At 34.4% G+C, this 11906-nt stretch carries 12 protein-coding genes and 5 pseudogenes; 7 read left to right on the top strand and 10 right to left on the bottom strand.

Translation table 11 applies throughout. From position 1 onward, the window contains the following. Window positions 1–72 precede the first annotated feature (72 nt). The 8 genes and pseudogenes from K1I56_RS09650 to K1I56_RS09615 all read right to left on the bottom strand — a co-directional run. Window positions 73–211 (bottom strand): annotated as a pseudogene (locus K1I56_RS09650) (IS30 family transposase); the annotation flags it as partial. Window positions 212–279: 68 nt separating this feature from the next. Beyond that, the gene (locus K1I56_RS09645; RefSeq protein WP_223325853.1) at window positions 280–1410 is read right to left on the bottom strand and encodes a hypothetical protein; all 1131 of its coding nucleotides are present in this window, start codon (window positions 1408–1410) and stop codon (window positions 280–282) included. Between the two features lie 12 nt (window positions 1411–1422). After that, window positions 1423–2094 (bottom strand): YiiX/YebB-like N1pC/P60 family cysteine hydrolase, encoded by a 672-nt coding sequence (locus tag K1I56_RS09640; protein ID WP_223325852.1) that lies wholly within the window; start codon window positions 2092–2094, stop codon window positions 1423–1425. 161 nt (window positions 2095–2255) lie between these two features. Next, window positions 2256–2531, bottom strand: a pseudogene (locus K1I56_RS09635) (C39 family peptidase); the annotation flags it as partial. 15 nt (window positions 2532–2546) lie between these two features. Continuing rightward, entirely contained in the window at window positions 2547–3173 is a 627-nt protein-coding gene (locus K1I56_RS09630) for a putative bacteriocin export ABC transporter (protein ID WP_223325851.1), read from the bottom strand. Window position 3174: 1 nt separating this feature from the next. Continuing rightward, the gene (locus K1I56_RS09625; RefSeq protein ID WP_223325850.1) at window positions 3175–5184 is read right to left on the bottom strand and encodes a DUF1430 domain-containing protein; all 2010 of its coding nucleotides are present in this window, start codon (window positions 5182–5184) and stop codon (window positions 3175–3177) included. A 61-nt stretch (window positions 5185–5245) separates the two neighbouring features. Beyond that, window positions 5246–5542 (bottom strand): lactococcin 972 family bacteriocin, encoded by a 297-nt coding sequence (locus tag K1I56_RS09620; protein ID WP_080981310.1) that lies wholly within the window; start codon window positions 5540–5542, stop codon window positions 5246–5248. Between the two features lie 204 nt (window positions 5543–5746). Further along, window positions 5747–6304: pseudogene (locus tag K1I56_RS09615) on the bottom strand (lipoate protein ligase C-terminal domain-containing protein); the annotation flags it as partial. Here K1I56_RS09615 and K1I56_RS09610 point away from each other — a divergent pair. Continuing rightward, window positions 6281–6698, top strand: a pseudogene (locus tag K1I56_RS09610) (helical hairpin domain-containing protein); the annotation flags it as partial. The pseudogenes K1I56_RS09615 and K1I56_RS09610 overlap by 24 nt on opposite strands. Before the next feature lie 104 nt (window positions 6699–6802). Here K1I56_RS09610 and K1I56_RS09605 read toward each other — a convergent pair. Continuing rightward, window positions 6803–7051, bottom strand: a pseudogene (locus K1I56_RS09605) (helix-turn-helix domain-containing protein); the annotation flags it as partial. 310 nt (window positions 7052–7361) lie between these two features. On the opposite strand from K1I56_RS09605, the gene K1I56_RS09600 reads away from it, so the two are divergent. From K1I56_RS09600 to K1I56_RS09590, 3 genes are all read left to right on the top strand, one after another. Next, complete coding sequence (locus K1I56_RS09600; RefSeq protein ID WP_223325848.1) at window positions 7362–7898, top strand: ATP-binding cassette domain-containing protein; 537 nt, start codon at window positions 7362–7364, stop codon at window positions 7896–7898. Window positions 7899–8306: 408 nt separating this feature from the next. Beyond that, window positions 8307–8495: a hypothetical protein gene (locus K1I56_RS09595; protein WP_000171299.1), complete on the top strand. Its 189-nt coding sequence runs from the start codon at window positions 8307–8309 to the stop codon at window positions 8493–8495. Beyond that, a complete protein-coding gene (locus K1I56_RS09590; protein ID WP_223325847.1) occupies window positions 8488–9099 on the top strand; it encodes a Fic/DOC family protein in 612 nt (203 codons plus the stop codon). Before K1I56_RS09595 ends, K1I56_RS09590 begins: the two co-directional genes overlap by 8 nt. A gap of 179 nt (window positions 9100–9278) precedes the next feature. Here the strand turns inward: K1I56_RS09590 and K1I56_RS09585 are convergent, their stop codons facing one another. Next, window positions 9279–10034: an SDR family NAD(P)-dependent oxidoreductase gene (locus K1I56_RS09585; RefSeq protein ID WP_023919441.1), complete on the bottom strand. Its 756-nt coding sequence runs from the start codon at window positions 10032–10034 to the stop codon at window positions 9279–9281. 283 nt (window positions 10035–10317) lie between these two features. Here K1I56_RS09585 and K1I56_RS09580 point away from each other — a divergent pair, with 283 nt between their 5' ends. The 3 genes from K1I56_RS09580 to K1I56_RS09570 form a co-directional block, all read left to right on the top strand. After that, the gene (locus tag K1I56_RS09580) at window positions 10318–10680 is read left to right on the top strand and encodes a MerR family transcriptional regulator (RefSeq protein WP_223325846.1); all 363 of its coding nucleotides are present in this window, start codon (window positions 10318–10320) and stop codon (window positions 10678–10680) included. A 77-nt stretch (window positions 10681–10757) separates the two neighbouring features. Then, window positions 10758–10964 (top strand): helix-turn-helix transcriptional regulator, encoded by a 207-nt coding sequence (locus K1I56_RS09575; protein WP_051385333.1) that lies wholly within the window; start codon window positions 10758–10760, stop codon window positions 10962–10964. A gap of 71 nt (window positions 10965–11035) precedes the next feature. Beyond that, window positions 11036–11906, top strand: an 871-nt coding sequence (locus K1I56_RS09570; protein WP_223325845.1) for a site-specific integrase, incomplete at its 3' end; no start/stop codon positions are given.

The raw sequence follows: 11906 nt of genomic DNA, 5'->3' as shown, positions 1-11906 counted from the left end.
TTACAACTAAGACTTATGTGAACACTTCAAACGTAATCCCAATGGCTGTTGGAGAAATCGCCTTTCGTAATCTTAAAAAGTAATGGTGTGAATTTGTCTTGGTCTTTCATTGGTAGCATTTGTATAGTCCTCTAAAAGATTATGATTTAGTTCTTTTAACAAACTCCTCTTTTGGAATGAACTCTCTTAGTAGTCCATTGACGTTCTCATTTTAATTTTCATAACAAAACACCCCAAAAGATAGATTATAACATCTATCTTTTGGGGTGCTGTTTATTATTAATTTGACCCTAAGTCTTTTTCTACGATTCTTAATCCGATTGGAAAATCATCTTTTCCCAATTTTAATTTCTGTTTCTCAATCAACTTAGCATCCTTGAGACTATATTGTAATAAATGTTGATCAGTAGCTAGATACAACATATTTTCATTTGAAATTGTAAAAGAATTTATTTCCTCTGGTGTTTCACCTGAATTGTCATCCAACACAATCGCTTTTATAGTTTCATTTTGTAAATCAAGAACAGATAAAATATTCTTTCCTTCTACCTCGTGCTTGACGACAAGGTAATGATTATCTGGACTTGGATAAAGCATATTAGGATAAGGATTGGGTAAGGTAAATAATTTCCTTTCTCCAGTGTGCAAATCGATTGACAACAATTGGTTTCCTGCCACCTTCTCAAAAGTATCTGTATCACGAATTGCAGAGATACTTACGAATGCCCTATCTTTGACAATTGCCAAGCCTTCTAACATTTCAACCTTTTTACCATCTGAAGTTAATCGAATTCTATCTTTTTCTTTCCAATGCTCTTTTTCATTTAGTACTATTAAATCTGAATCCAACACGCCTTCTGGACGATTTCGTTTTGGATCTTGATAAGCAATCTCAGCATATACGTTAGAATTTTTTTCAACAATCTGACTCGAAATTGCTGTCATTTGGTTAAATTTTTTCTGAAAAACTTGCTTTCCATTAAGAGAAAAGACTGTTAATATTCCTGAGTTTGCATCTGTTTGAGCAGTATAAAAGTAATTAGAAGAGATACCTGATCCCATCATTGCATAATTCTTAGTATGATTTTTCCTTATCTCGCCTTTGGAAAAATCAATTGAAATGATATTTTGATGATCTATTGGTGCAAAATCATCACCTTCAGTTACGATCATCTTATCACCACTGTTTAAACACGAAAACCAGAGATTAACATACGTTGCTACATCAATTTTTTCTACTCGATGTAACTCGAGCTTATTCTCTTTCTTAGTATATGATTGAATACTTTTTGAGGTGACCAAGTAAAGATTCGATTCTGGATCAACTTGAAACATTGGTGTTTGGACCTTAGAACAAGAAAGCAAAAGGAAGAATAGAAATAAAATCCCAAAAAGATAAGAGCGTTTCATATATCATTCCTACTATCTATTTCTGTATACAATAGTTGTTTTAGAATTTTTAACAAATTCACCCGGATGAATTGCAATTGCTGAGCCAATATCATTGTCACTTTTATTCAAATCGATTCCTGATGTGTAGTAATACGCAGCCCATACAAGTTGAGAACAATAAAAACTATTTGTTTGTCGAGCATTCCAAAAATTTAAATTATAGGGTTTTCCTACCTGCTCACCTGCCCAATGACCGGCATTCCAATCTTGTTGAATAGTTGTTGTCTTTACTCCTACTTGCCAAACAGTTCCTTGAGTCCACTTTCCTTTTCTTAATCTTACAGGACTATTACTATTAGCTGCCTCTGCAACAGAGTAATTTTTTTGTGGCGCAATTATTCCAGCATGCCAAGTATTAAAGGGGCCTACCCCAAAACCTTGATCTGTTACACAAATTAGACCGTCTCGCCAGCTCCACGAACCAACACTTGTCCGTTCCATTGTTTTTAAATCACCCAATACAGGAGCATTTAGACCGTACTCTTTATATTCTATTTCTTTATTTGGAATATCATTTAGAATACTTTGTTTTTTATCGCTACTTTCGGTATTACTAATTGTATCTACATTCACAATTTTTATATTTTGAAAACTAAGAATGAATACCATCGACATTATGATTATTCTTGTAAATTTTCTCATTTTTTCACCTAATGAAGCATAATCTTTTAACTGATTTAGCGGAATACATAATTCATCTTTTCTAATTCACGAATTTAATTTTGATACACTCTTTATATTATGTTATCAACTCTTATTTCTTGAAATTTAAATCACCTCTATCCATTTCTTGACTCACTTTCTCACCAAGCATAATTTTTCTCACTGCATGTAACCATGGCTCCTAATAATTCCTCTGGTGTCAGTTTCTTCAAGCCTCCATAGGTTGGATCCTGTACATGTGTATCGGGGTCTAGATAATAGATTGCTGAGATGTCCTTGCCATCTGCTGTCAATTCATAGCCTACTCCAATCACATTATGTTCCCCACTTTTTCCAGGATAGATTTGTGCTACATTGAAGGTGTAATAGAGAGGATAGCCATCATCAATATCTTTGCGCACGCGTTCTTTAAAGATTCAGATATCTATGGACTAGTCGAGCCTTATCACTTCATCGGCTTTTTCCCAAATCACTGGATTATGGGTTGCGATAATGATTAAACGATCTTGCTTCTTTAACATTAAGAGCAAGTCCATCACCTCTTGTGAGGTTTCTGGATCCAGTGCTGCAGTTAGTTCATCTGCTAAAATTAAAGGTGGATCTTTTAAAATAACTTTAGCTAATGCGACACGTTGCGCCTCTCCCCCAGATAATTCATAAATCTTTTGATCCAGAGCAAGGTAAGCCAATCCTACTTTTTTGAGCACTTCTTCTTCCTGCTGCTTCTTCTCTTTTTTCGTTAATTTTTGCTTAATCAATCCCAAATCTAAATTTGTAGCGATAGTCTCGTTTTCAAGTAGGCCAAAGTTTTGAAAGAGATAACCTAATTCATTCTTAAAGAAGTGATGCTGTTTAATTTGTTTCAGTTCTTGCCCTTGATAGCTTATACTCCCTTCTTCATAAGGCTCTATCTTCGCCAAGATATTAAGCAAGGTTGTTTTACCACACCCACTATTTCCGATCAGAGCATAGACCTTACCTTCTGTTAATTGCAAACTCAAATCTTGAAAGACCGTTCGTTGGCCAAATGATTTGGTTAAATGTTCTACGCTAATCATATTAGGCTCCTTTCAGTACAGTGGCTAACAAGTGGTCTTCTTTATGAGACCGATACAGGAGAATGAACCAAGCATTAGTAATAAATAGCAAGAGAGTGACAAGAGCAATCCACCATTCTTGAGTGAGAAGGAATGTCAGGAAGCTTCCTAATAGTAAGAGGATACTTTCTGAGAGCAAAATCATTTGGTGAATCTTTACAAATCCCAGACCTGCAATCTTCTTCAAGAAGATTTGTTTTCTAAACTCTTCAAAATATAGGAAATTCATGGTGTTAAAGAGTAGTATGGAAGTAGCTATTGCAAAGATTCCTCCTGCAATGGTAATGAGATTCTCTAATTGAATGGATTGGATCATCTGCTGGTATACAGACGCCGCATAGTCATATTGACTAACATTTTTTTCAAGCCCATTCTCAACTACTAGTTTCTTGCTTTTTTCCAGACCATCAAAGTAAAGATAAGAATTAAGATGAGAGAAATAAGGATTATCGTAGCCACCAAAGCTTCTAGGTAGAACAACAACCAAAATCGGGTCTGTCAAGAATTGCTGATAGATCATCGGTGTATTATTATAGATAAATCGTTTTTGGTTGTTAGGAAGATAGGTCACCCGTGCTTTCATAGGCAACTGACTCTTTCCTTGTTCATCACTAGGAGTCAGATAATCTTCATAGCGTTTTTTCAACTCCTCTTCTTGCCCTTTCAACTTTTCAGGAAGCAAGAGTCCAAATTCTCCAGCTTGCAAGTGATTCAAGCGCTCTTTTTCCTCAGGGGAAACTAAGATCCTTTGGATATCAAGGTAATTTGGTGTTACATACAGGGTGTTGGCAAGAGGATCGTAATCTGTGATCGAAAGCTCTCTCCCTGTTCTAGGATCGTTCATGAAGCCTTTTGAATTAAATGCGGCAAGCTGATGATGGACCAAAAGTCCACCTTTTTCAATGCCAGACTCGATCAGTTTAGACCATTTAGCTCTTTGTTCATTTTGCATTTCTTTGTTTGTCTTTTGTAAAACCTCTTCCCGATTCACACTAATTTGTATCCAATTTGTCTCTTTAGACCAAGCCAAACTTCCCTCTTGATAAGTCTGCCAGATAGAGCCATAGATGCTGACACGATGAATTGAGAGACCAATGACAGTGATTGCAAGAAATTGACATGTAAAGAGAAAAAACAAGACTCTTTTTAATGGAATTTTCCCCTTTAAAAGGCTAACCAAGTGTACTGTCTGAATACTGAATGCAAAGAAAAAGGATAGGAAAGCAGATAAAATAAATAAAAGTGTATTGTAAATAATACTAGCTGAAATGATGAGAGAATAGGCAAAAGGGGTCAATTGTAAATAATAAATCAGAATAGCTCCTAAGACACTTCCACCAATACACCCTAAAAACAATTCTTTACCGTCTTCCATGAGAGAATGTCCAAAGAGCTGGTATCGTCTTATTCCAGAAATGTAACGAATCCCTGCACTTCTCATTTCAAGTGTTTTTTGAATAATGGTCAATGCAGCAAAGCTGATGATAAAAATAACCAAGGCTAGAGATTGGGAACCCGAACTAAAAAATACCATAAAATTTTGCAGGGGATTGGGCTTATTCATGAAACTTTTTGAAAAACCAAGATCGTGGAGTTTTTGATCCAATTTTTCAAGGGTTAAATTCCCAGATAGTATATAGTAATTGGTAAGCAAACTTTCCTTTGCAACGAATTCTTTCTCTTCTTTTTTGATGCCATTAGGAAGTGCTCCTTCTCCGTAGATATCATACGAAAACTTGACTTGCCCTTTAGAATCCGTTTTTTGAATCTGACGAGCAATCAAACTATTGTTTTCCTTTGCTAACTGATCTAAGCTAGATGAAAGCTCTTCATAAACAACTTCCCTTTCTTGTTGAAGAATCCCTATTACAGGTAGGCTTCGATGGATGACCGTATTAGGTGAAATAAAGGCAATCCAAAGCAGAAAGATTAGAATAAAAAGGTTCGAGAAATGTATAAATAAACGTTTCATAATTCTACTCTTTCTAGTTTATCCTAGAGAGATTTCTTCTCTCTAGGATAAACCTTAGCAATTAAAATCCATAATTAAAGTATGCAGTTTCACCAAAACTTGTATTTATGAACGATCTTGATGTGTAATGAGCAGAAGCATAACCTACATTAGCTCTGCTGTCACTTGCTCGAGTCACACTTGACCAATGCCATCGATAGTCGTGGAAATAATTTGAGAATGCTCCCCAATTGCCTGGATTATGATAACCTCCGTAACTCCAGTTACCACCAGATACCCAATCAGCAAATACAGGACACGCTAAGCTACAACTAATAATTACAGTTAAGACAGAAAGGATAATTTTACTCGTTTTCATGACTGTTCACCTTCCATAATTAGAATTAAAAGCTTTATTTAACAATAAAATTATGAATTGCTCAAAATATAGTTTCCGTTTTTTTCTCCTTTCCAGAGCAACTCTTCACATCTGTATTATAAAACTTTTTCCAAAAAAATACGAATTATTATATGTAAAATAACTAAAAAATGAAGCTGGTTCTGCAACCAACTTCTTTTTTATTTATTCCACCACTGCTTCAGCAATTTCCTCTGCAGTGATACCTGCAAAGTAACGACCTAGATTAATGGTTTGAAGGACTTTGAGGATGTCTTCACGTTCGTATTTGACACCACGAAGGACCTCTTCTACTGCGGCTACATCTTCGATACCAAAGAAGTCACCGTAAATCTTGATGTCTTGAATTTTTGATTCAATAACATTAGCAAAGATTTCAACCTTACCGCTTGGGAATTTGGTACCACGACGAACATTGTATTCAGGAGACTTTCCATAGTTCCAGTCCCAGGTACCGAACTTGGTTTCCTTGATACGATTGATTTCAGCCAATTCTTCATCCGAGAAGACATATTCTGTCATTTCAGGGTATTCTTTCTTCATGTAGTCCAAAAGCAAGTCACGGAACTCTTCCACCGTGATTTTTTCTGGCAATTCATCGATGATATTGGTCACACGAGCACGGACTGATTTAACCCCTTTGGACTCAAACTTGTCTTTAGACACCTTGAGTGCATTAGCAAGGACAGACAAATCCACGTCAAAGAGAAAATAGCAGAGGTGAATCTTCTTATCGAATTAGACCTTAACAATCAGTCTTACCAGGAAATCAAAGATGAGTTAATCAAGGAAATCGCCCAGCTGGATTTGACCATTACAGATTTGCAGGATAAGGTTGCTCATCCTTAACAAGGTAGCAGAGGTCTTAATCAATCTCAAGAACTCATACCCAGAAAATAGAAGACTGGCAAAATATGACTATGCCAAGATGAACCTGACTTCAGATATCAAACTGGAGCAGGTGGAGAAAGAAATCGAAGAAAATCAAATATTTATGACTAAATGGATAGATGATTACGAATATAAGGTTAGGGGATTAGAGAATTTTATCAATATACTTGATAACACAAGAAATCAAAATGTTACCAAATTAGAACGGGAAACAAAATCAGTATAGTTATTTGAAATACCATGGAAAAATTATAAGGCTGATAGTATTAATTTCACTATCAACCTTACAGGTTATTTAACGTTTCAGAAAAACTATAATGTCAAGATTAACTAAACAGTATCTAATTCTTTCAAATAATTCTCTATCTTCATCAACATTAAAGGATTATTATAAATCTTACATAACTCTCTTGCTTCTATATAATAATTTTTGACTTGTTCTTTGTCTAGAAATTTGACTCCAGCATTTCCTACAAGAATAAGTAGGGGAGCCAGTTGGTAGCTTGTCTGTCTTTGTTTACAGAGTTCAATCGTCTCAAGAGCTTCTTGGATGGCTTCGTTATATTTTTCCTTTGACAGTTATGCATTCTAAATAACAACTTGCTTCTAGAGGATTACTTTGAAGATTGATTGAGTAAGCTAAATAGGTGAACCATTTTATTTTTTTGATAGCTAATCAATATCCATGATGTAAAAAGCAGCGTAAAATCGTTGCTTTTTTTCTTTGTACGACTTATCCCGTGAGGTCTCATGGGAGTAAATAAGACGTAGTAACAACTAATCATAAGAAGTACCCTCGCCTATTGTTGTTATCAACTTATTCTTCGTTGAACAACAATGGCTGGGGCAGGCTCTCAGCCGAAGCCATAGTAGTGATGAAATTTCTGTAATGGAAAGGGGTGGTAGCGGAAAAACAACCTTGATGAACATGATTGGGAAATTAGAATCTTATGATGGGATGATTTTTTACCGAGGTAAAGACTTGGCCAATTATAAATCGAGTGATTTTTTCCGTCACGAATTGGGCTATCTCTTCCAGAACGTTGGCTTAATTGAAAACCAAAGTATTGAAGAAAACCTTAAGCTAGGTCTCATTGGTCAAAAGTTGAGTCGGTCGGAACAGCGGTTGAGGCAGAAGCAGGCTTTAGAACAGGTCGGCCTGGCTTATCTTGACCTAGATAAGCGCATCTTTGAGTTATCGGGCGGAGAATCGCAACGGGTTGCCTTGGCAAAAGTTATCTTAAAGAATCCACCCTTTATTCTGGCAGATGAGCCAACAGCTTCAATAGACCCAGCAACCTCTCAGTTGATTATGGAGATTTTACTATCTCTTCGAGATGATAATAGGCTAATCATTATCGCAACACATAATCCGGCAATTTGGGAGATGGCTGATGAAGTGATCACGATGGATCGTTTGAAATAAAAATCCTTGTTTATAATTGCACGATGAGTTACTGAAATATTATCATGAATCAATAATTGGAGTTAATTTAGAATTGTACTTTATTAATATTGAGCTAACTTTTTCTTGATAAAGGAAGAAATAGTAGAGAGGAAGTTAGAATGAAAAAATTCGACAATTATATTATTGAGAAGCCTTGCGATTCTAATTCAGATAAACTGCAAAAAATCTTAATAATTGAAAGTTTGGTAGATGATATTTTGCAATTTTCTCTCAGAATCAATAATAGTGTAGGAGAGATTTTCCTCCTACAACCGTTTCATAAGTATTAATCTATACGCTTACATATATCTTTTGGTCTCTATCCCTTTAGGTAAAAATACCGATTTTATGGTATAATAAAGATAACGTTATACAAGGAAGTGTGCCATGACTCTTGATGTAAATAAAGAAGAATTAACAATTTTAGGGATTCCCTTTGATAACTTTTCAGATTTCGATACCGTCTGGTATGCTATTGGGTCATCAATGATTGAAAATTATGAACCTACTGTTCAAGATGTGATTGATTTAAAAACTTATGTTATCAACAAACGAAAGGAATTGAATATTGGTTAAAAATCAATACGAAGGCTATGAGTACATTGACCCCAATCACCAATATACCTATCCAAATTCTACAGTCTTAATCAACAAACAAAATATTACAAATATTGAAGAAGCCTACCGGAATGAGCATTTATTCGTTACTAGAAGGCTTGCAGACTTGCGCTTGAAAACCATAGAAATCTACTCCATTAGTGATATTTTAGCCATTCATAAATATTTATTTCAAGATGTCTATGCTTGGGCGGGACAATTTCGCAAGGTGAATATCTCAAAAAATGGGAATCCTTTTATGTCAATACAATCTTTTAGTACTGCCCAAGCATATATAAACCGCCTTATTCATACCTATTATCAAACTGCTAATTCAAAAGATGAGATTATTAAACAATTAGCAAAAATTCTTGATAATCTTAATTATTTCCATCCCTTTCGAGAAGGGAATGGACGAACTCAACGAGAAGTCATTCGTTCCTTAGCATTATCAAAAGGATACTCTGCACAAATACGCGTGGAACAAGATGATGAAGTTTACAATCTTTATATGGATGGGACAGTCTATGGGGACTTAGGAAAGTTAGAAGAACTACTTGGTAAAATACTGGAAAAATTGTAAATTAATCTACAAAAACACTTGTATTTTTTTAAATATCCTAAATATCACAGAAAATTATAACTTACTCAAAACTTAAAGACAAAAAGCTTCTGAAATCTAACGTTTCAGAAGCTTTCTTCTTATCATAAAACGACCGCAACTATTAATCGATACCACATTATCTATATTTATTAAAATAATTAATGTTTAAGTAGTGGTCCGCTAAGATGAAATTCAAAATTTGTAACATCAACTAAACCAACAACTTTGTCACTTTGATATAATTCCATCAAAAATTGTGCCATCTCTTCACTTGTGTGATATTTAGCAAAATGCTCATCATAATCATATTCTTTAGAATCTGTAGCAACTTGACCGAATTCCGTTTTTGTGGCAGCTGGAGCTAAAACCTTAGCTTTTAATTGATGTTGATTTGCCTCTAGTTCCAATGCCAAGCCTTCTGTAAAAGCACTGACATAAAATTTACTTGCACAGTATGTAACTGCATTTGGAACCATCATGTATCCGCCTCTAGATGATAAGTTAATCAATTGAGCGCCTTTACAATCTTTATAATCTCTCACATATAGAGTTGATAGAATTGTTAAAGCTTCAATGTTTAGATGGATTAATGTTATTATCTTTTCTAAATCTTGAGATTCAACCTTATCATAATTTCCAAAACCAGCATTATTTATTAGAGTAGTAATGTGATATTTTTTCAAGCTTTCATAAAGAGCAAAAACATTACTGGACTTCGATAAATCAACAACTTTAATAACAACATCTAAATCCGGATAATGGTTCAAAATCTCTTGCTTCAATTTTTCTAGTCGTTCTTGACGCCGAGCAATTAAAATAAGATTCGTTCCTAATTTTGCAAATTGTCTTGCTGTCTCCGCTCCTATACCAGCACTGGCTCCAGTAATACAAGTATAATTCTTCGTTTGTTCCATACTATTTTCTCCTTTACAGATTGCTATTTGCATTTTTTATAAGAGTCGCTGCTCCCATCAAGGTTCTTGACAGCCTTATCACTAAGCCCCTCTGGAGCTCTCTATTCCTTCAAACCAATTTTTCGTCTATATGGTATTACCTCCTCTCCTAGCTTTATATCAAATTCCTTTGATGCTATGTATTTTACATAGTAAAGTGCACTTTATGTCAAGAGAAAACTGAAAATTTTTTGATTTTTTAAAAATTATGCTAAAATAATAAAAAAAAGGGGGGGGAAATATTATGGCTCACTATTCTATTGGAGAATTTGCTAAAAAAACTGGACTTTCTATTTCCACACTTCGATACTATGAGCAAGAAAAATTGATTTACTCACATAGAGAAGAAAATAATCGTAGATACTATGATGACTCTGATATAGCGTGGGCTCAATTCATTATTAGATTAAAAAAGACGGGAATGTCTATTAAAAATATGCAAGAATACGCTGACCTAAGATATAAAGGAGACTCCACAATTCCTCAACGACTTAGACTACTATTTTTTCAACTTGATGAACTTCATAAGCAACAAACTGAAATTAACCAACATATTGATTTTCTTGAAAAGAAAATTAAAACTTACTTGGGTATTAATTCAAATTAACACCATTATGACTTTTTTATATAAAAAAAGGGTTGAAAATGAAATTTCAATCCCTTTTTGTTAACTTTTTTACATAAATTAGCATAGAAAATGAAATAAAGAATAAATTGGATGGTAACAACATTGAAAGTCCATTCTTGAACAAGCAACAAGCTTGTAAGTATCAAGGAATTGCCAATAATACGCTTGATTCTTGGATAAAAAAGGGGTTACCAGTTATTCGAGTTGGAAAAACTGTCCGCTTTGATAGAGCCGAACTCAATCAGTGGTTACAAAATCAGTAGCATTATAACCGTGGTTTGATATAATTAAGCCACGGTATTTTTCTAGCTCAATTCAAAAAAAGGAGAATACTATGTCAATTACAAAAACTAAAAATGGAACTTATCGCTTACGTATCTATATCCCAGAAGAAGTCAAATCATCATTGGGAATTGATAAAAAAGTGATTGAAAAACGTTTCAAACTAAGGAGTGAGGCTAAAAAATATGAACTAGAACTTCAAAATAAGATTGATAAAATTCATAGTGGAGATTCCGTCTCATTAGAAAATAGTGGTTCTATCCTTTTTTCAGATTTCTATCAAAACGTTTGGTGGGAATCCTACAAAGCAGGTCAGACTACTTCTACTGCTAAACCACCTTCTCAAGCAACCATAGTTGGAACAGAAATTGCTTTTAGAAAACACATCTTACCCTTACTTGGGAATTATTCAATAGACTTTCTTAATCAAAATAAGCAAGTTGTACTAAATCTATTGACTCAAAAGGCTGAAGAATATGCAAATTTCAAAGTTATCAGGAGCTACGTTAACTCTATCTTTGACTGGGCAGAAGAATTAGAGTATATCGAAACTAATCGCCTATCAAAAACTATAAGCCGTATCAAAGCCACTAAGAAAATCAAGCTACAGGAATCTAAAAAAGATGAAGATTTATATCTATCTCAAGAAGAACTTCAAGCATGGTTTACAGCTTTTGAAGAAGATTTAAAAAATGACAAACTCCTGTTCAAAGATTATGTGTTATTCTATACAACTTTTTTCTTAGGAGATAGAAAATCTGAAAGCTACGCTTTGCAATGGAAACATATTGATTTCAAAAATCAACAAATTCAATTGGTTCAAGCCTTAGATCGATATAAAAATCAAAAGTCAACTAAAGGGAATAAAAAGACGATTTTTTCGATTCCACAAGAACTTACCGACTTGTTAAATTCTTGGAAGA

This window comes from Streptococcus parasanguinis (assembly GCF_019929185.1).
Taxonomy (GTDB): domain Bacteria; phylum Bacillota; class Bacilli; order Lactobacillales; family Streptococcaceae; genus Streptococcus; species Streptococcus parasanguinis_O.
Note: the sequence above shows the minus strand (reverse complement) of the source record. Positions and strands in the feature narration are given on the sequence as shown.